At 69.6% G+C, this 19,117-nt stretch carries 16 protein-coding genes; 5 read left to right on the top strand and 11 right to left on the bottom strand.

Translation table 11 applies throughout. The features are described from left to right. Nucleotides 1-54: 54 nt before the first annotated feature. Entirely contained in the window at nt 55-2,190 is a 2,136-nt protein-coding gene (locus ACIBTM_RS08410) for a molybdopterin-dependent oxidoreductase (RefSeq protein ID WP_395875888.1), read from the top strand. A 7-nt stretch (nt 2,191-2,197) separates the two neighbouring features. Here the strand turns inward: ACIBTM_RS08410 and ACIBTM_RS08405 are convergent, their stop codons facing one another. From ACIBTM_RS08405 to ACIBTM_RS08380, 6 genes are all read right to left on the bottom strand, one after another. Then, the gene (locus tag ACIBTM_RS08405; RefSeq protein ID WP_395875887.1) at nt 2,198-2,851 is read right to left on the bottom strand and encodes a TrmH family RNA methyltransferase; all 654 of its coding nucleotides are present in this window, start codon (nt 2,849-2,851) and stop codon (nt 2,198-2,200) included. 181 nt (nt 2,852-3,032) lie between these two features. Continuing rightward, nucleotides 3,033-3,425, bottom strand: a complete 393-nt coding sequence (locus tag ACIBTM_RS08400; protein WP_016338129.1) for a DUF2784 domain-containing protein — start codon at nt 3,423-3,425, stop codon at nt 3,033-3,035. 118 nt (nt 3,426-3,543) lie between these two features. Continuing rightward, nucleotides 3,544-4,107, bottom strand: a complete 564-nt coding sequence (gene pyrE / locus ACIBTM_RS08395; RefSeq protein ID WP_016338130.1) for an orotate phosphoribosyltransferase — start codon at nt 4,105-4,107, stop codon at nt 3,544-3,546. Between the two features lie 46 nt (nt 4,108-4,153). After that, on the bottom strand, nt 4,154-6,691 hold the full coding sequence (locus ACIBTM_RS08390; RefSeq protein WP_395875886.1) for an ABC transporter permease: 2,538 nt from the start codon (nt 6,689-6,691) through the stop codon (nt 4,154-4,156). After that, nucleotides 6,691-7,449, bottom strand: coding sequence for an ABC transporter ATP-binding protein (locus ACIBTM_RS08385; RefSeq protein WP_395875885.1), 759 nt, complete (start codon nt 7,447-7,449; stop codon nt 6,691-6,693). Before ACIBTM_RS08385 ends, ACIBTM_RS08390 begins: the two co-directional genes overlap by 1 nt. Before the next feature lie 71 nt (nt 7,450-7,520). Then, nucleotides 7,521-8,000, bottom strand: a complete 480-nt coding sequence (locus ACIBTM_RS08380) for a PepSY domain-containing protein (protein WP_395875884.1) — start codon at nt 7,998-8,000, stop codon at nt 7,521-7,523. Between the two features lie 61 nt (nt 8,001-8,061). Here ACIBTM_RS08380 and ACIBTM_RS08375 point away from each other — a divergent pair, with 61 nt between their 5' ends. Next, complete coding sequence (locus ACIBTM_RS08375) at nt 8,062-8,742, top strand: MgtC/SapB family protein (protein WP_395876760.1); 681 nt, start codon at nt 8,062-8,064, stop codon at nt 8,740-8,742. Here the strand turns inward: ACIBTM_RS08375 and ACIBTM_RS08370 are convergent. Next, nucleotides 8,739-9,506, bottom strand: coding sequence for an SDR family NAD(P)-dependent oxidoreductase (locus ACIBTM_RS08370; RefSeq protein ID WP_395875883.1), 768 nt, complete (start codon nt 9,504-9,506; stop codon nt 8,739-8,741). The two genes, ACIBTM_RS08375 and ACIBTM_RS08370, sit on opposite strands and share 4 nt — an antisense overlap. A 121-nt stretch (nt 9,507-9,627) precedes the next feature. On the opposite strand from ACIBTM_RS08370, the gene ACIBTM_RS08365 reads away from it, so the two are divergent. Then, a complete protein-coding gene (locus tag ACIBTM_RS08365; protein ID WP_395875882.1) occupies nt 9,628-10,761 on the top strand; it encodes a hypothetical protein in 1,134 nt (377 codons plus the stop codon). On the opposite strand, the gene ACIBTM_RS08360 is transcribed toward ACIBTM_RS08365, so the two are convergent. The 4 genes from ACIBTM_RS08360 to ACIBTM_RS08345 form a co-directional block, all read right to left on the bottom strand. Further along, a complete protein-coding gene (locus ACIBTM_RS08360; protein WP_395875881.1) occupies nt 10,758-11,468 on the bottom strand; it encodes a hypothetical protein in 711 nt (236 codons plus the stop codon). The genes ACIBTM_RS08365 and ACIBTM_RS08360 overlap by 4 nt on opposite strands. A gap of 202 nt (nt 11,469-11,670) precedes the next feature. Beyond that, nucleotides 11,671-14,268 carry an ATP-dependent chaperone ClpB gene (gene clpB / locus ACIBTM_RS08355; RefSeq protein ID WP_395875880.1) on the bottom strand — a complete coding sequence of 866 codons (2,598 nt, stop codon included), beginning with the start codon at nt 14,266-14,268 and terminating at the stop codon, nt 11,671-11,673. An 87-nt stretch (nt 14,269-14,355) separates the two neighbouring features. Continuing rightward, a complete protein-coding gene (locus ACIBTM_RS08350) occupies nt 14,356-15,540 on the bottom strand; it encodes an MFS transporter (protein WP_395875879.1) in 1,185 nt (394 codons plus the stop codon). Between the two features lie 75 nt (nt 15,541-15,615). Beyond that, on the bottom strand, nt 15,616-16,080 hold the full coding sequence (locus ACIBTM_RS08345; RefSeq protein ID WP_395875878.1) for a MarR family winged helix-turn-helix transcriptional regulator: 465 nt from the start codon (nt 16,078-16,080) through the stop codon (nt 15,616-15,618). 271 nt (nt 16,081-16,351) lie between these two features. On the opposite strand from ACIBTM_RS08345, the gene ACIBTM_RS08340 reads away from it, so the two are divergent. Further along, nucleotides 16,352-17,557: a globin domain-containing protein gene (locus tag ACIBTM_RS08340; RefSeq protein WP_395875877.1), complete on the top strand. Its 1,206-nt coding sequence runs from the start codon at nt 16,352-16,354 to the stop codon at nt 17,555-17,557. Nucleotides 17,558-17,890: 333 nt separating this feature from the next. Further along, entirely contained in the window at nt 17,891-19,099 is a 1,209-nt protein-coding gene (locus tag ACIBTM_RS08335) for a globin domain-containing protein (RefSeq protein WP_395875876.1), read from the top strand. The last annotated feature ends 18 nt before the right edge of the window (nt 19,100-19,117 follow it).

Raw genomic sequence — 19,117 nt, 5'->3', positions numbered from 1 at the left:
CGCTGACATACCGCTCAGTATGTTGGGATGATTCCCGGACCCGCGAGGTGCTTCATGACCACGGCGCACGTGACCTGCCCGCTCTGCGAAGCGACCTGCGGTCTGGAGGTGACGATAGACGAGAAGAGCCTGGTCACCCGGGTTCGAGGCGACAGCGAGGACGTCTTTTCGAAGGGCTACATCTGCCCGAAGGGTGCTTCGCTCGGCGCACTGCACCACGACCCGGACAGGCTCACCGCGCCGTTGGTCAAACGCGACGGCGAGTTCGTCGAGGTCACCTGGGACGAGGCGTTCGCCGAGATCGACCGGCGGCTCCGGCCGATCATCGACGAGCACGGCAAGAACGCCGTCGCCGTCTACGCCGGCAACCCGACGGTGCACAACGCGGCACTGGTGCTCTATGGCCGCGTGTTCTTCAAAGCCTTGGGCACCAAGAACTTCTACACCGCGACCACGGTCGACCAGATGCCGAAGCACTTCTCCTCCGGCTACCTCTTCGGCGACCCGCAGACCATCCCCGTCGCCGACCTCGACCGCACCGGACACCTGCTGATCCTGGGCGCGAACCCGTTGGTGTCCAACGGAAGCCTGATGACCGCAGCCGACACTCGCGGCCGGTTGCGCGGGATCCAGAAACGCGGCGGCAAGATCGTCGTCCTCGACCCGCGCCGCACCCGGACCGCCCAGCTGGCCGACGAGCACCACGCGATCCGGCCCGGCACCGACGCGTTGTTCCTGTTCGCGCTGGTCAACGTCCTGTTCGCGGAGAACCGCGTCCGTCCCGGCGAGCACGTCACCGGTGTCGACGAGGTCCGCGTTCTCGCGGAGCCGTTCACTCCGGAGGCGGTCGCGCCCGCGACCGGAATCGACGCCGCCGAGATCCGCCGCATCGCGCTCGACCTCGCGGACGCCGAGCGGGCCGCCGTCTACGGCCGGATGGGCACGACGACCCAGGCGTACGGCACCATCGCGAGCTGGCTGGTCGACGTCCTCAACACCCTCACCGGCAACCTCGACCGCGAAGGCGGCGTGATGTTCCCGCTACCCGCCCTGTGGCGGCCGCGCCGGTCCTCGCCGTTCACCAGCGGCCGCTGGACGAGCCGGGTGCGCGGGTATCCCGAGGTGCTCGGTGAACTGCCGGTGGCCACGCTCGCGGACGAGATCGAGACGCCCGGTGAAGGCCAGGTGCGGGCGCTGGTGACCATCAGCGGCAACCCGGCGCTGAGCACGCCGAATTCCGCGCGGCTCACGGAAGCGCTGCGGCAGCTGGACTTCATGGTCTCGCTCGACGTGTACCTCAACGAGACCACGCGGCACGCCGACGTCATCCTGCCCGGGCCGTCGCCACTGGAGCGGCCGCACTACGACGTCGCGCTGTACACACTCGCCGTGCGCAATGTCGCGAACTGGACGCCGCAGACGCTCGAAACGGACCTGCCGCAGGAGTGGGTGACCCTGCTGCGGCTGGCCGGGATCGCCGCCGGCCAAGGCCCGGACGTCGACGTCGCCGCCTTCGACACGATGGTCGCGGGCGAAACGGCGCGGCGCACCGGCGTCGACCTCTCGCTCGCCGAAGGCCGCACGGGACCGGCGCGGATGATCGACCTGATGCTGCGTGGCGGACCGTACGGGCTGAGCCTGGCCGACCTCGAAGCCGCCCCGCACGGCATCGACCTCGGCGCGCTGAAGCCCCGGCTGCCCGAGGCGCTCGCCACCGCGAGCGGGAAGGTCGAACTGGCGCCGGAGGCGATCACGAAGGACGTGCCGCGGCTGCGCGCGGAACTGGCCAAGGCCCCCGACGGCGGGCTGCTGCTGATCGGGCGGCGGCATCTGAGCTCGAACAACTCGTGGATGCACAACCTGACGCCGCTGGTGCGCGGCGGGAACCGGTGCACCGTCCAGGTGCATCCGGACGACGCCTCCCGGCTCGGGCTGACCGACGGCGGGCTCGCGTCGGTGACGTCGCGGGCGGGGAAGCTCGAAGCGCCGGTGGAGGTCACGGCGGACGTCCGGCCCGGAGTGGTGAGCATGCCGCACGGCTGGGGGCACGACCTCGACGGAACGCGGACGAAGGTCGCCACCGCGCACGCCGGGGTCAACTCGAACCTGGTCGCCGACGAAACCCTGCTCGACGTGCCGTCCGGGAACGCCGTCCTGAACGGGATCCCGGTGGAGGTGACCCCCGTCTAGCGTGGGGTCACCAGGCCTGGGTGAGGTCGGCGTGCTGCCGGACCCAGGCGTGCATGACGATCCCGGCGGCGACACCGGCGTTGATCGAGCGGGTCGTGCCGAACTGCGCGATCGAAACGACCAGTGACGCCGTCTTCTGCGCCTCGGCCGACAACCCAGGCCCCTCCTGGCCGAACAGCAGGACACACTCGCGCGGCAGTTCGGCGGTCTCGACGGGCTGCGAACCGGGTGTGTTGTCGACGGCGACCACGGCGAGCCCTTCCGTCGCGGCGAAGGTCAGCAGCCCGTTGACGTCCTCGTGGTGGAGAAGATGCTGGTAGCGGTCGGTCACCATGGCGCCGCGCCGGTTCCAGCGTCGCCGCCCGACGATGTGCACGGCCGCCGCGGCGAACGCGTTCGCCGTCCGGACCACCGTGCCGATGTTGTGGTCGTGCTGGAAGTTCTCGATCGCCACGTGGAACGGATGCCGACGGCCGTCCACATCGGACACGATGGCCTCGCGCCGCCAGTAGCGGTACTGGTCGACGACGTTGCGGCGATCACCTCCGGCCAGGAGCTCCGGGTCGTAGCGCTCGTCCGCGGGCCATTCGCCCTCCCACGGGCCGACGCCGACCTCTTCGCGCGCCACCCATTCGGTGGGCCCGGCCTCTTGCTCAGTCACCGGGTGATTGTCACTCAGTGGTTGCCATCGGAAGTCCTTCGGGGGTATTCGGCGGATTCAGGTTTCCGCTGGGCGCGCGGCCGCGAGATCCTCGTACCGGGTTGTACTCGGGTCTCGCGGCCGTGCGTCCAGCGGGAAGCTGGGCCGTCGAGACCCCCGGAGGACTTCCGATGGTGACCACTCAGCCCATGCTGACGCGGTGCGCCGGTGCGTCCCCGTCGTGGTGGCGGTGGCGCCAGCGCTGGTACGCGCCGATGTAGGAGATGATCACCGTCGCCATCGCGATCACGACGACCACCGGCAGCGACGAACGCGGGAACACGGTGTCGTAGAGGTAGTAGGCGTTGAAGCCGCCGGGCAGGTCGCCGAGACCCTGCTGGTGCCGGAAGTAGTTCTCGGCCGCCGTCAGCGGGCAGGGCCACGGGAAGACGTTGACGAGGACGCCCCATGCGGCGAAGAACACATGCACGAAGATCACCTTCGGCCACCGCCACGCCAGAAAACCGCCGAATCCTATGAACAACAGCGCGAAAATATGCACCGCGACTGTCACGTTCGCCAGGAAACCCGCCACCTCAAGCCCCCTTTCACGCCCCTACCAGCGACGTTACCCCTCTCGTATTGAGAAACGCTCACGAAAAAACGGGGCATCCTCCGTTCGTACGGAGGATGCCCCGTTTGGGACGCGTTAGTCAGGACAGACCGAGATCGTCCTTGTTCAGGATGTAACGGTATTCGAGGCCTTCCTTCTCGATGGCCTCGCGCGCCCCGGTGTCCCTGTCGACGACCGTCGCGACACCGACCACGTTCGCCCCGGCCTCACGCAGGGCCTCGACGGCGGTGAGGACACTGCCGCCGGTGGTCGAGGTGTCCTCGACGGCCAGCACGCGCTGCCCCAGCACCTCGACGCCTTCGATCCGGCGCTGCATGCCGTGTTCCTTGACGGCCTTGCGGACGACGAACGCGTCGAGCACGACGCCGTCGGTCGCCGCGGAGTGCAGCATCGCCAGCGCCACCGGGTCCGCGCCGAGGGTCAGGCCGCCGGCGGCGACGTAGTCCCAGTCGTGGGTGAGCTGCCGGAGCAGCTTCCCGATGAGCGGCGCGGCCGCGTGATGCAGCGTCGCCCGCCGGAGGTCGATGTAGTAGTCGGCTTCCTTGCCAGAGGACAAGGTCACCTTGCCGTGCACGACGGCGAGTTCGCCGACCAGTCTCGCCAGTTCGAGTTTCGCCGCTTGATCAACACCGGGGTACGCCACGGCCGAGAGTCTTACACACGGCCCGCCGGGTCCTTCGACGGTAGCTCTAGTCATTGCCGGACGTCGCCGCGTCGACGGCCTGGCCGCGGGTCGCCGCCCAGGCCGGGACCAGGGTGGCCGCCAGCGCGAGCGCCGCGGCGAGCCCGATGATGGTCAGGTAGATCAGCGGCGAGCCCATCGGCAGCAGCGAATCGGCCGCCACCAGGCAGAACGGGACGATCGCGCCCGCCGAGACGACGGTGCCGAGCACGATCCCGACCAGCGCGACGAGCCCGCCTTCGAAACCGGCCATCCGCAGCACCTGCGCCCTCGTCGAGCCGGTGAGCCGCTGGAGGCCGAACTCGCGGCGCCGCCGCACGGTCGCCATCACGAGCGTGTTGGCGACCGAAATCACCGTGTAGGCGATGATCATCCCGACCAGCAGGTAGTTCACCCACGCGCCGACGGCCTGGTCCTTGTCGTGCGCCGCGACGAGCGCCGCCCGGTCGCCGACGGACACCGGCAGTCCGGCCGTCGCCTCGCGCAGCCGCTCGGTGAGCGCCGCCGGATCGACGTCCGGGGCGGCGCGGACCAGCATCTGCGGCGCGAGTCCGGCGGTGGTGTGCGGGGCGAGGAGACCCGCCGGGAGCAGCAGGCTTTCGAAGCCGGGGCGCTGGCTGGTCACCGCGACGACCTTGACGTCGACCGGGGCGCCGTCGCCGAGCCTCAGGCTGAGCGTGTCGCCGACGCCGCGGCCGAAGTCCTTCGCGAAGACCTCGGGGAGCGCGACGGTCAGGCCGGTCAGCGCCGTCAAGTCGCCCTGGGTCACCTTGGTGTCGGTCGTGGCGGCCGCGCCGGAGGCGGTGAGGCCGATCGCCGGGCGGCCCTCGTCGGACGAGTCGTACGGGTTCTCGAGGAACACGCTGCTGGTGACGTACTCGGACGCACCGGCGACGCCGGGCACGGCCTGGATCCGCTGAACGAGGTCCGGCGACAGCCCGGTTTGGTGATTCGCACCGATCACGGCGTCCGCCCGGACGTCTTCGGTGAAGGCCTGGTTCGCCAGCTCCTGCTGGGTGGTCTGCAGGTAGATGTTCGCGGTCGCGATGCCGACGGCGAGCATGATCGGGGTGACCGCGCCCGCCGCCCGGACGATGCCGGCACGGGTGTTGAGCACGGCGAGCCGGGCATCGATGCCGCCGAGCAGGCGCATCGGCCACTGCAGGATCGCCGTCATCACCTTGGCGACGCCGGGCGTGATCATCGCGACGCCGATCGCCCACAGGATCACCGCGGGTCCGGCGGTGCTGGCCGCGATCGGCCCGGTCATCACCGCGACGGTCACGATGGCCAGCGCGGTGCCGCCGCCGAAGCAGAGGGCGGCGACGATGAACCGCGTCGGGGTCAGCCAGCGGCGGGTGACCGCCGCCTCGGCGAGCGCCTCGGTCGGCCGGATCTTCCCGGCGCGGCGGCCCGCGACGAAGGCGGCGATGAACACCGCGAGCATCGCGGCGCCCGCGCCGACGACGGCGGGCAGCCAGCCCTGGTAGAACCGCAGGACCGGGGGCACCACACCGTTCTCGACCAGCTGCCCGAACAGCCACTCGCCGAGGATCGGTCCCAGCAGCGCGGCGAGCGCGGTAGCGAGCAGGCCGACGGCCAGCGCTTCGCCGAGCACCATGCGCCGGAGCTGGCGCGGAGTCGTGCCGATCGCCCGCATCAGCGCGAGTTCACGCGAGCGCTGCTGGGTGGACAGGCTCAGCGTGCTGGCGACGACGAACATCGCGACCATCACCGAAAGCCCACCGGACACCGCGGCGATGACGATCAGGTTGGCCCCGCTCGCGTCGGCCTCGGGGAACTCCGCGACACCGCGGTCGATGCCGGTCAGAACGTTCGCCCCAGCCACGACCTCCGCGACCTTCGCCTGCACCGCTTCGACGTCGGCGCCCGGATCTGTGAAGACACCGATGACGTCGGCCTTGCCGGGGTGCCCGGAGAGCCGGGCTGCGTCGGCGGCGGAGAAGAACACGGCGGCCTGCGTGATCGAACGCGGCGCACCGGCCACCCCGGCGACGCGGAACGATTCGGTCTTGCCGCGCGCGGCGATCTCCACGACGTCACCGGGCTTCGCGCCCGACGAGGACTCGACGACGACCTCGCCCACGACGGGCGCGGCACCCGCGACCAGCGCGTACGGCGTCAGCGCGGCGGAGTCCCAGGCGTGGCCGAGTGCGGGCTCCTTGCCGAGAGCGAGCGGGAAGCTCACTTCGCCGACAACGTCCGAGACACCGGGGACGGACCGCAGCCGGGAGACCAGTCCGCTGTCGAGCCGGACACGCTCGGGAAGCCGCGCGTCCTCGAACTTGCGCTTGTCGTCGGGTTCGAGGGAGGCGGGGTCCTCCTTGGGCAGCTCGAAGGTCTGGCCGCCGGTGACGAGGATCGGGGCGGCCGCGAGCCGCTGCGGTTCCGCGTTGCCGCGGATCCCCGTCTCCATCAGGCCACCGCAGGAGGCGACGATCAGCGCGCCGAAGAAGACGGCGATGAAGGTGCCGATGAAACCGCCCTTGCGCAGGCGCAAGGTACGGAAGGCGAGTCGCAGCATCACGCACCCGCCCTGGCCGGGCTGCCCCAGGCGCCCAGGTGGGTCATGCGTTCGGCGACGACGTCCGCGGTCGGCGCGTGGAGTTCGTCCGCGATCCGGCCGTCGGCGAGGAAGATGACCCGGTCCGCGTAGGAGGCGGCCATCGGGTCGTGGGTCACCATGATCACCGTCTGGCCGGTCGTGCGGACCGAAGCGCGCAGCAGCTCGAGGACCTCGGCGGCGGTGCGGGTGTCGAGCGCGCCGGTCGGCTCGTCGGCGAAGACCACCGCGGGCCGGGTGACCAGCGCCCGCGCGATCGCCACGCGCTGTGCCTGCCCGCCGGACAGTTCACCGGGAAGATGCTTGCGACGGCCGGAAAGCCCGACGCGGGCCAACATCTCCTCGACGACGCGACGATCCGGCCTGGCTCCCGCCAGCTGCTGCGGGAGCGTGACGTTCTGCTCGACGGTCAGCGCCGGAAGCAGGTTGAAGGCCTGGAAGATGAAGCCCACCCGGTCGCGGCGCAGCTTCGTCAGCTTCGTCTCGCTCATCCCGGCCAGCTCCTGCCCGTCGAGCACGACGGAACCCGACGTCGGCCGGTCCAGCCCGGCCGCGCAGTGCAGGAAGGTGCTCTTGCCCGAGCCCGAAGGGCCCATCACGGCGGTGAAGCCGCCGCGCGGGAACGTGAGTGTCACCCCGTCCAGTGCGACGACGCCCTTGCCGTATTCCTTGCGGACGCCGTCGAGCCGGACCGCGTCTCCGTTCCACCCAGAGTTCATGGTGAAAACCCTAGGAATCCCAGGTCGGAAGCACCCTGGGGCGAGCGTGCGTCTCCTTGGTAGGGCGGGCCCTACCTGACCGCTCCGGTCTTGGCGTCCACGTCGAGGTCGTGCTCGATCCCCTTGCCGTCACGCAGCCCGACCTGCCAGACGAGGGCACCGTCGGTGGCGCGGTCGATCTCCATCTCGTCGAGCACACCCGGCTGACGTTGCTGCGCGGTCCGCAGCGCCTTGACCGCGTCGACCTCCGCCTGTGCGATCTTCGCCATGTCGTCGCTCGGCTTCGCGGTCTGCTGGTCGCCGAGGACCTGACCGCCGTCGGGGCTCACGCGGATCTTGTGTTCCTGCCCGTTCGACGCGACCTTGATCTCCCAGCCTTCGTTCGCGGGCTCCACGTCGAACACCCGCCCGCCGGGCACGGCGGCCGCCGCGGCTTGGATCGCCTTCACCGGCTGGGCTTCCGGCCCCGGAGCCGCGGGTCCTGGCGGTTGTTCGGTGGAACAAGCGGCCAGCGTCAGCGCGGCCGCGATGACGAGAAGTGATGACTTCATGATCCACGCGTACCCGCCCGGCGCGAGCTCGAACCGTCGCCGGGCCGGATGGCACTGTGGGGTGATGGTCTCGAACGGACAGGGCTGGCTCCAGATCGGCGAGCTGACGACGGCGTTCGCGCTTTCGGCGGCGATCGGGCTGGAACGGCAGATCAGGGGCAAGAGCGCCGGGCTGCGGACCCAGACGATCGTGGGAACGGCGTCCGCCCTGATCCTTTTGGTCAGTAAGTACGGTTTCGGCGACATCCTCGCGGCCGGGCAGGTCGTACTGGATCCGTCCCGGATCGCGGCGCAGATCGTCTCCGGTGTCGGCTTCCTCGGCGCCGGGCTGATCATCACCAGGCAGGGCGCGATCCGGGGACTCACCACGGCCGCCGCGGTCTGGGAGACCGCGGCCATCGGCATGGCGGCGGGTGCCGGGTTGCTGCTGCTGGCGGTCGTGGTGACGGCCATGCATTTCGTGGTGGTACTCGGTTTCACCTGGCTGACCGGGCATCTGCCGGGCGGCACCGGCACGACCAGGCTGCGCGTGAGCTACGCGGACGGAAAGGGGGTCCTGCGCGACCTGCTGGCGCTCTGCACGAGCCGCCGATGGTCGATCACGTCCTTGCGGATCACCGACGACCGCGACGGCGAGGTGACGGTCTCACTCGACCTCACCGGCCCCGATCACGCCGCCGCCCCGGCCGTGCTCGCCGCGACCGAAGGTGTGCGGTCCATCGAAACCGCCGATGACGATTAGGTACGGCCCTTGCCGCCGAAACCGCCGCCGAGTTTGCGCAGTACCGCCCTCGGCAACAGCCCGCCGACCGCGACGAGTGCCTTGTACTGCAGGCTCGGCACCGAGATCACCTTGCCGCGGCGCAGATCCGCGAGCGCCTCGTCCACGACCTGGTCGACGCCGAGCCAGAACGCCTTCGGCCCGGGCTTGTCCAGCCCCGCCCGCTCGTGGAACTCCGTGGTGGTGAACCCGGGGCACAGCGCCATCATGCGGATGTTCTTCGGCAGCGAGGCGGCGATGCCTTCGGTGAACGAGGTGACCCAGTTCTTGCTCGCGGTGTACGTCGAACCGCGGCCGCTGAAGAAGCCGGCGACCGAGCTGACGTTGATGATCGCGCCCTCGCCGCGGTCGATCATGCCCGGCAGCGCGGCGCGGGTCAGCCGCAGGACGGCCGTGACGTTGACGTCGAGCTGACGTTGCAGCGCGTCCGGCGGGATGGTCCAGAAATCGCCGTTGAGACCGAAGCCCGCGTTGTTCACGAGCAGGTCCACCGGCTCGCCTTCCAGCCGGGCCTCGACCAGCGCCCGTCCGTCCACTTCGGACAGATCGGCGGGCAGGACCACGACGTCGACACCGTGCGCTTCGATCAGTTCCGCCGCGAAGCTCTCCAGCCGGTCGACGTCGCGGGCGACGAGCACGAGGTCGTACGCCTCGGCGGCGAGCCTGCGCGCGAACTGCGCGCCGATGCCGGCGGTGGCGCCGGTGATCAGGGCGGTCTGTGTCATGTCGCCGAACCTACTCCTCGGTCGGATTCCGGGAAGATGCTCGGAAGAGCCGAATGTGGGGGTCACCCACCGTGGGGATTTGACGTGCGACCGCGCTGGTCGGGAAGTATCGTCCGGCCCCATGGGGAAGCACAGCAGGCGCAAGCCGAGCTACCTGCCCAAAGTCGCGGTCGGCGCGGCGCCGCTGGCGTTGTTGCTCGCCGGCCCAGCCACCGCCATCGCCACCCAGACCGACCCATCGATCCCGCTGCCCCTCGACCACCAGCGCGAAGGCAGCCTCGACCGCGGAGCAGGCTTCACCACCGAAGGTGACACGTCCGTCTTTCGCGGTTTCTTGAACAGCACCGAACGGAACGTCTTCGGCAAGGACCTCGGAGACGCGAAGGCCGTCGCGGACGTTCGCCGCTCGGTGAGCGAGACCGTCGAGACCCGCGAGAGTGTCACGGCCCGCCCGGACAAGGTCGGCGCGCTCGGCGCGGCGAAGACCGCCGAGACCCTCAATCAAGGCCAGCGGGAAGCCGTGAAGGTCGACCGCTACGGCAGCGTCGTCGCCGGGAACGAGACCGGAATCGAGCGGACCGGCGCACGGACGACCGAGGTCGCGCTCGACCCGCGCACCGGCGTCCCCACCCTCGTCTCCCAGGACGGTCGCGCTCTCCGCGCGTCCGAGGGGACTTACCACGCCGTCCGCCCGCTGCCCAGGGTCGGCGTGATCAACGAGACGGACCAGCGAGCAGGCGGAGCACTCGACAGGACCGCCCGGCTCGACGGCGCTTTCACGGGCGACCTCGGCGGCGTTCTGGAGGCCGGGCGGTCGTCCGGGCACGCGGTCGACATCGGCGACCTCGCGGCCTTCGGGACGACCTCGACGCAGCACGGCAATGGCCGGTTCAAGGGTGTCCTTCCGCTCGACGTCGGCTCGGGCACCGCCTTCGGCCAGGACCATGCCTTCGGCGGCACCGTCGGCCCGGGAACCGGGCTGGTGACCACCGGGCAGGACGTGGACCTGGCGCAACGCGGCGCCGGCCTCACCGGCTCCGGTTCGCAGACGATCAGCGGCGACCTCGGCATCGGCGGGGTGGCGTCCGTCCGCGGCACCACGGCGTCGTCCGTGCGCGGGGTCCTGCCGACCGCCGATCCGGCGCGGGCGGGGCAGCTGACGCAGTCCGGGACGCTCGACCTGACGCTGCTCGGTCAGCCGGCGCACACCGGCTACACCGCCGGGGCGCTCCCGCTGGAACTCAAGCCGTCCTAAGCCTGCGGCTCGATGTCGTCGGCGGCCTCGGCCTGCCAGTGGCGGCCCGGGGTCGGGGCGTTGTCGTACTCCTCGTCGAACGGGTCGACGATGTCCGCGATCTCGCCGAGGTCGCGCAGCAGCCGCTCAAGCCGCGACGGCCCGGCGGTCGGGGCGACGCTCGCGAGCACCCACTCGTTCTCCAGCCACGCCACGCCGACGTCGCCGCCGAGCGAGTCCGCCGCGTCGACGAGTTCCTGCGTGATCACCTTGCGGGCACCCTCGGAGTCGTCCGCGAAGGCGTAGCGCTGACCGATCGGGCCGAGCATCTCGGGCATGTCCTGGCGCTGGAACGGCACGCTGGACAGCCACATCTCCAGCGGCGTCTCGTGCACCCGGTTGCAGCGCACGGCGACCACGACCGCCGGGATCTGGCCCTCGGTCTCGATGTCGAAGATGAAGACGGGGCGCCGCCCGTCGGAGGTGAAGGTGGACCCGGCCACGACGTTGACCGCCAGCTGCGCGCCGAAGTACCCGATCGCGCCGTTGGACCACTGCCGAGGCAACCGCTCGTCCTCTTCGACGAACTGCCAGCCGCGCAGCTCGGCCCAGCGCATGCGCTCGCGATTGCGCGAGCCCTCCTTCGCCCGGTCGGCCGCGAGCAGCGCCAGCCCCGCCACCAAGGCGACGGCGGCGATGACGAACCAGATCCACGCCGGAATACCCACGACGGTCAGGGTATCCCCCTGCCCTCACCGGATGTGATCGCCGGGCGCCGTGTCGCGCGCCCCTTTCGGTGCGGTGCCCGGGAAAGACCACGAAAGACGCAGGTAAAGGTCGACAAATCGCTGTGTCGCCAACGCTATGAACGGTCCGTTCCTTGCGAAATTTGCAAGGAACGGACCGTTCATAGCGTTCAGGAGCGGAGGATCAGTCCACCCGCGTGACCGTCAGCGCTTCCGACGCCTCCTGGGCCGGGATGTCCACCCGGACCGTGTCGCCGTCCCGGATCTCACCGGCCAGCAGCTGTTTCGCCAGCTTGTCGCCGATCGCCGACTGCACGAGCCGCCGCAGCGGCCGCGCGCCGTAGATCGGGTCGAAGCCGTTCAGCGCGAGCCACTCGCGCGCCCCGTCGGTGACCTCCAGCGTCAGGCGACGCCGCGAAAGCCGCGTGGCGAGCCGCTCGATCTGGATGTCCACAATGGACGTCAGCTCGTCGGTGCCCAGCGCGTGGAAGACCACGATGTCGTCCAACCGGTTCAGGAACTCCGGTTTGAACTGACGCTGCACCACCGACATCACCGCGTCGTTGCGCTGACGCTCGTCGAGCGCCGGGTCGGCGATGGCCTGCGAGCCGAGGTTCGACGTCAGCACCAGGATCGTGTTGCGGAAGTCGACCGTGCGGCCCTGGCCGTCGGTGAGCCGTCCGTCGTCGAGCACCTGGAGGAGCACGTCGAACACGTCCGGATGCGCCTTCTCGACCTCGTCCAGCAGCACCACCGAATACGGCCGCCTGCGCACCGACTCGGTCAGCTGCCCGCCCTGGTCGTAGCCGACGTAGCCCGGCGGCGCCCCGACCAGGCGCGCCACCGAGTGCTTCTCGGCGTACTCGCTCATGTCGATGCGCAGCATCGCGCGCTCGTCGTCGAACAGGAACTCGGCCAGCGCCTTCGCCAGCTCGGTCTTGCCGACGCCGGTCGGGCCGAGGAACAGGAACGAACCGGTCGGCCGGTCGGGGTCGGCGACGCCCGCCCGGGTGCGGCGCACCGCGTCCGAGACGACCTGCACGGCCTCCTTCTGCCCGACGACCCGCTTGCCGAGCTCCTCCTCCATCCGGAGCAGCTTGCCCGTCTCGCCTTCCAGCAGCCGTCCGGCCGGGATGCCGGTCCACGCGCTGACCACGTCGGCGACGTCGTCCGCGCTGACCTCCTCCTTGAGCATGACGTTCTGCTGGCTGACCTCATTGGCCTCGGTCGCGGCCTGGAACTCCTTCTCCAGCGCGGGGATCCGGCCGTAGCGGAGTTCGGCGGCCTTGCCGAGGTCGCCGTCGCGTTCGGCGCGTTCGGACTCGCCGCGCAGCTGCTCCAGCTGCTCCTTGAGCTCGCGGACGCGTTCGATCGAGCCCTTCTCGTTCTGCCAGCGCGCTGTCAGCGCCGTCAGCGTTTCCCGCTTTTCGGCCAGTTCCGAGCGCAGCGCGGCGAGGCGCTCCTTGGAGGCAGCATCGTCCTCTTTGGACAGTGCCATCTCCTCGATCTCCATACGCCGCACGGCGCGCTCGACCTCGTCGATCTCGACCGGCCGCGAGTCGATCTCCATGCGGAGCTTCGAGGCGGCCTCGTCGACCAGGTCGATCGCCTTGTCCGGCAGGAACCTGGCGGTGATGTAGCGGTCGGACAGGGTCGCGGCGGCGACCAGCGCGGCGTCGGTGATACGCACACCGTGGTGCACCTCGTACCGCTCCTTGAGCCCGCGCAGGATGGCGATGGTGTCCTCAGGGGACGGTTCGCCGACCAGCACCTGCTGGAAGCGCCGCTCCAGCGCGGCGTCCTTCTCGATGTGCTGGCGGTACTCGTCGAGCGTGGTCGCGCCGACCATCCTCAGCTCACCGCGGGCGAGCATCGGCTTGATCATGTTGCCCGCGTCCATCGCGCCCTCACCGGTCGCGCCGGCGCCGACGATGGTGTGCAGCTCGTCGATGAAGGTGACGACCTCGCCCGCGGAGTCGGTGATCTCCTTGAGCACGGCCTTCAACCGCTCTTCGAACTCGCCGCGGAACTTGGCGCCCGCGACCATGGAGCCGAGATCCAGCGCCACCACGCGCTTACCGCGCAGCGACTCCGGCACGTCACCGGCGACGATGCGCTGGGCGAGCCCTTCGACGATGGCCGTCTTGCCGACGCCCGGCTCGCCGATCAGTACCGGGTTGTTCTTGGTGCGGCGCGAGAGCACCTGCACCACGCGGCGGATCTCGGTGTCGCGGCCGATCACCGGGTCCAGTTCGCCGGCGCGGGCGCGCTCGGTCAGGTCGACGCCGTATTTCTCCAGCGCCTTGAACGTGCTTTCGGGATCCGCGCTGGTGATCCTCGCGGAGCCGCGCACCTTGGCGAACGCCTCGCGCAGCGCGTCCGGCGTGGCGCCGTGCCGTTTGAGCAGCTCGGCGACCGGCCCGCCTTCGGTGGCGAGGCCGACGAGGAGGTGCTCGGTCGAGACGTACTCGTCGCCGAGTTCGGTCGCGAGCTTCTGCGCGTGCGTCAGCGCCTTCACCGCGTTCGTGTCGAACTGCGGGCTCGACACAGTGGCGCCGGTCGCCGACGGCAGCGCCGCGATCAGCGGCTCCAGCTCCTTGTGCACCTGCGCCGGATCGGCCCCGACCGCGGTCAGCAGCGGAGCGGTGAGCCCCTCACCCTGCGCCAGCAGTGCGCCGAGCAGATGCGCGGCCGCCACATGCGGATTCCCCGCCATCGTGGCCGCCTGCGCCGCCGACGAGATCGCCTGCTGGGTCTTCGTGGTCGGGTTGAAAGCGTCCATCCCTCACCTCGTACTAGGTCTTGCGAATCCTTCTCGACTGGTTCAACGTCAGAAAAGTTGAGTCTGTTCCGCTCAACTTCGAAAAGTTCAACTTCCCGTCGGAGAGACGGCCTCCGCGGGCAGACGCGGACCCACCCGGCCGAGGCCGACGACGGCCGTGCAGGCGCACGCGGCCACGAGCACCCACGGGATCCAGACTGCCACGGAGAACAGCGCGACGACGGCCGGAGCGATCACCGCGGCGAGCGTGAACGCGTATTGGAAGGCCGCCAGATACCGGCCTCGCGCCTCCGGTGGCGCCGCGGCTTCGGCCAGCGCCCCGGAGCGCGGACCGAACGCGAGATCGCCCGCGGCCAGCACGAGGGTCGCGCCGAGCAGGTAAACCGGCTGGAACACCTTCGGCACGAACACCACCACCAGGCAGGCCAGGCACCACACCGCGAACAACGCCGAACCCGCGCGCATCGCGGCGATCCGGGTCAGCTTCCTGGTCAGCCGCAATCCGAGGACTCCACCCAGACTGGTGACGACGGTGAGCAGCGCGATGATCGCACCGGGAAGCCATCGAGGGCCCTGCAAGGCGTTGAAGACGTACACCGGCATCCCGATGAGGAAGAAGTCCATCGTGAGCGCGAAGAGGCCGCTGAACACGATGAGCGCCAGGTACGGACGGTTCCGCCAGACCCGCGCGGACCCCGGGCACCGCGACAGGTGCCGCGGGGGTGGCGTGACGAGCGTCGAGAGGATCGCCGCGGCGATGACGAAAGTCGCGACGTCCAGCATCACGGCGACATAGAGGCCTTCGCGCCCGATCCACACCAGCAGACCCGCCGCCGCGAGCCCACCCAGCCCGAAGCCCGCGGAGCGGACCATCGCGGCTTCGGCGAACGGCCGGTCCTTCGGCCCTTCGCCCGCGACGTCGGCGATGAGCGAGAACTGCGAGCTGTAGAACAGCTGCTGCCCGGCCGAGAGCATGACGGACGCGCCGACGACGCCGGCGAATCCGCCGGCCAGCAGGAAAGCACTCACCCCGGCGGCCTGCAGGACGTGGGCGCAGATCATCACCGTCCGCGGGCCGATCAGGTCGACGAGCCGTCCGGCGAACGCGGGGACGAGGAGGCCGGCCAGTGCACCGAGAGTGACCGCGGCCCCCGCCTGGGCGAGCGGGAGGCCCACCACGCGGACGACGAAGACCAGCCCGAGCGGGAGGAACAGTCCCGAGCCGAAGTTGTCGATTCCCAAGGCGACCAGCAATGCGACCCGGTTACGCACAGATACGACGCTACCGGCGTCACGACGCTACGAAAGGTCCGTTCAGTCAAGACCGGCGGGTAGGAACGGCCGACGTCAAACGTCGCATGCCGGCACGGACAGGGCCGCGCGGACATCGGCGTTCATCTCCGCCAGGCGCGTGGTCAGTTCGAGCACTTTTTCGTCGTCCCAGTCACCGAGCGCACGCTCCATGAACTCCAGATAACCGGCCCGCCTGCGCCCCAGCTCCGCGCGCCCGCGCTCGGAGATGCTGATGATCGACGCACGGCCGTCTTCGGGTGCGGGACGGCGGTCCACCATCCCCGCCGCGGACAGCTGGGAAATTTGACGACTTACGACCGAAAGGTCCACAAAGCGTCGTTTGGCCAACTCGGAAGGCCGCGCCTCGCCGTGCTTCGCCAGGTCCGACAGCAGCATCGCGGCCGCCGGATGCAGACCGGGGTCGTCCTGCCACGCCTGCATTATCCAGGCGTGCTGCAGCTGGGAGGCGGCCTTCAACTCACGCATCAGCTCGACCCTGGCGTCGTCCGCGGAGCTCATCGGTTCCTCCTGGCTACTTGTACAGTACAACTTTATTTGGCGACACTTGCGTAAGACAACTATTTACCTCGTGAGATCGCCCACTACCGGCCGGTTTCGAGTACACCCGTCCGGAGCAACGATGCAGGCAAAAGGTCTCTCGGCGGCTAGTCTCGCGAACGAGCCGGAAAGCAGCCGACCGGCCCGACAGCCACTGACCGGAGAGGTGAATGATCCGTGAATTCTTCTCCAGTGGTCCCTCGTTCGTGAACCTGGGGAACTGTCTTCCGGTATGCGCTTCCCGATCAGCGACTCCCAGCCCGTGACGGCCGACGCGGTCAGCCCGGTCCCGCGGTCTTCGGCGCCGCGTGAAGCCCCGCCCGCGGTCACCGCGATGGTGCGGCTCATCCGGGACACCTGGGCGAAGTCGGAACCCTTCATCCCGGAGATCTCGCAGTTCTTCTACGGGATGCTGTTCACCCTCGCGCCCGCCACCCGCGACTTCTTCCCGATCAACATGGAGGTCCAGCGCGGCAGGCTGGTCCGCGCGCTGGTCCACATCGTGCAGATGGTCGACCGGCCGGACGACCTCGTCCCGTTCCTGACCCAGCTCGGCCGCGACCACCGCAAGTTCGGTGTCATCCCGCGGCACTACGAGGCCGTCGGCACCGCGCTGCTCGCCTCGCTCAAGAACCACCTCGGTCCGGACTGGACTCCCGAGGTCGAACGGGCCTGGGCGGAGGCGTTCACCATCGTCGCCCGCGCGATGCAGGAGGCCGCCGCGGCCGACGTCAACCCGGCGTCGTGGTCGGCGACCGTACTCGAACACCGGCGGCTCACCTGGGATCTCGCGCTGGTCCGCGTCCAGCCCGAATTCCCGGTGCCGTATCAGCCCGGTCAGTACATGAGCGTCGAAGTACCGCAGCGGCCGAGACTCTGGCGCTACCTTTCGCCGGCGAACGCGCCGCGCGAGGACGGCGGTATCGAGTTCCACGTGCGCGCGGTCGACGGCGGCTGGGTCTCGCGCGCCATCGTGAGCCACACGCAGCCCGGTGACGTCTGGCGGCTCGGGCCGCCGCTCGGCAGGCTTTCGGTCGACCGGACCGACGGCCGCGGCGTCCTGATGATCGCGGGCGGCACGGGTATCGCGCCGCTGCGGGCCATTCTGGACGACCTCGCGCAGTGGGGCGAGAACCCGAAGGTCCAGCTGTTCTACGGCGGACCGTCGCGTGAGGACCTCTACGACCTCGACGAGTTGCGCGCCCTGGCGGCCACGAACCCGTGGCTCACCGTGACCCCGGTGGTCGAGCACGGTGAGGAAGCCCCCGGCTGCGTCCAGGGCACGCTCGCGGAAGCCGTTACGCAGCAAGGATCCTGGCCGGGGCACCGGATCCTCGTCGCCGGTTCGCCCGCGATGATCCGGGCGACGGTGTCCCGGATGCTGGTCGCGGGCAGCGCGCTCGACCAGATCGAGTACGACCCCTTCACCATCGACTAGCGAATTCGATTCCACAATGGCGATCAGTCGCGGGACGCATACCGTTACGTGACCCGGTAATCACGCAGAAAAACCCACCCGATCGGCGGATCACGCTTTCCCACAGACGTGGCGAAAAACCCTGGTGGGCAAGGGAAAATTCCGCATGCTTGATCACCTTTACTTAGTGCCAGACGGTGTTGACGGCGCGTATATCGTCTGCTCCGTTCGAGCGGGAAACAAACATTCTTGGATCCTTTGGTGACATTCGGGCATACAGTCGAGAACCCTCGGGGGAACACGAGCCCGGGTCTGGAGAATATGCCCGATCCAACTGGAGAAAATCGTTCACCCATGCCTGCCGAAACAGTGAAGTACGAGCATCCACCGAGTCCGTCCAGATCTTCACCGATTCCCGTCCCGCCCTTGATCGAGACGCCGACGGCGGACAAGTCCGTCCAGCTGGCCAAGCTCATCAGGAAGAGTTTCGCCGCCGTCGAAACGAAGTCCGAGGAGTTGTCCCAATACTTCTACGGGGCGCTCTTCGCCGTTTCGCCCGACGCCAGGGCGTTGTTCCCGATCAACATGGCCACCCAGCGGAATCGTCTGCTGCGCGCCCTCGTCTACGTCGTGCAGATGGTGGACCGGCCCGACGAGCTGGCCACTTTCCTCGGCCAGCTCGGCCGGGACCACCGGAAGTTCGACGTCCTCGGCCGCCACTACGACGCCGTCGGCGTCGCACTGATCGCCGCGTTGAAGAGGTTCCTGAAGGACGACTGGACTCCCGAAGTGGAAGACGCCTGGGTCACCGCGTACGGGGTCATTTCGAAGAGCATGCGCGAGGCCGCGGGCAAGGAGGTCGGGCCGGCGTGGTGGAAGGCGACGGTCGTCGAACACCGGCTCGCCTCCCGCGACGTCGCCATCGTCAAGGTACGCACGGACCAGCCGCTCCCGTACCGGGCCGGCGGCTACGTCAGCGTCGAGGTCCCGCAGCGGCCGCGGATGTGGCGGTACTTCTCGCCCGCCACCGCGCCGCACGCCGACGGGACGATGGAGTTCCACGTGCACGCCGTGCGCGGCGGCTGGGTCTCACGCGCGATCGTGCACCACACCCGGCGCGGCGACGTCTGGCGCCTCGGCCCCGCACTGGGCGCGCTTTCGGTGCACCACACGGAAAGCCGTCCGTTGCTGATGATCGGCGGCGGCACCGGTGTCGCACCGCTGCTCGCCCTGCTCGACGACATGTCGCGCTGGAAGAACAATCCGCCGGTCCACCTGTTCTTCGGCGGCCGCCGACCGGAGGACCTCTACGCCCTCGACGAGCTCCGCGGGCTGACCGTCACCTGCCCTTGGCTGACGGTGACCCCGGTGACCGAGGAAGGCACCATCACCGGCGGCGACCGCGGCACGCTGGCCACGGCGGTCACGCAGCGCGGTGACTGGAAGGAGCGCGACGTGTACGTCGCCGGGTCGCCGTCGATGATCCGGGCGACGGTCGCGAAGCTGCTCGCCGCGGGCACGGATCTGGGGCGGATCAAGTACGACCCCTTCACCCTGGACTGAGCCGATGCTTCGTTCGTA

This window comes from Amycolatopsis sp. NPDC049868, from assembly GCF_044461365.1.
Classification (GTDB): Bacteria; Actinomycetota; Actinomycetes; order Mycobacteriales; family Pseudonocardiaceae; genus Amycolatopsis.
Note: the sequence above shows the minus strand (reverse complement) of the source record. Positions and strands in the feature narration are given on the sequence as shown.

Excerpts from the sequence above, each read along its gene's own strand:
- ACIBTM_RS08340 (WP_395875877.1), top strand. The coding sequence starts at position 16,352 with ATGCGCTTCCCGATCAGCGACTCCCAGCCCGTGACGGCCGACGCGGTC.
- ACIBTM_RS08410 (WP_395875888.1), top strand. The coding sequence starts at position 55 with ATGACCACGGCGCACGTGACCTGCCCGCTCTGCGAAGCGACCTGCGGT.
- clpB (WP_395875880.1), bottom strand. The coding sequence starts at position 14,268 with ATGGACGCTTTCAACCCGACCACGAAGACCCAGCAGGCGATCTCGTCG.
- ACIBTM_RS08390 (WP_395875886.1), bottom strand. The coding sequence starts at position 6,691 with ATGCTGCGACTCGCCTTCCGTACCTTGCGCCTGCGCAAGGGCGGTTTC.
- ACIBTM_RS08385 (WP_395875885.1), bottom strand. The coding sequence starts at position 7,449 with ATGAACTCTGGGTGGAACGGAGACGCGGTCCGGCTCGACGGCGTCCGC.
- ACIBTM_RS08370 (WP_395875883.1), bottom strand. The coding sequence starts at position 9,506 with ATGACACAGACCGCCCTGATCACCGGCGCCACCGCCGGCATCGGCGCG.
- ACIBTM_RS08380 (WP_395875884.1), bottom strand. The coding sequence starts at position 8,000 with ATGAAGTCATCACTTCTCGTCATCGCGGCCGCGCTGACGCTGGCCGCT.
- ACIBTM_RS08365 (WP_395875882.1), top strand. The coding sequence starts at position 9,628 with ATGGGGAAGCACAGCAGGCGCAAGCCGAGCTACCTGCCCAAAGTCGCG.
- ACIBTM_RS08335 (WP_395875876.1), top strand. The coding sequence starts at position 17,891 with ATGCCTGCCGAAACAGTGAAGTACGAGCATCCACCGAGTCCGTCCAGA.
- ACIBTM_RS08345 (WP_395875878.1), bottom strand. The coding sequence starts at position 16,080 with ATGAGCTCCGCGGACGACGCCAGGGTCGAGCTGATGCGTGAGTTGAAG.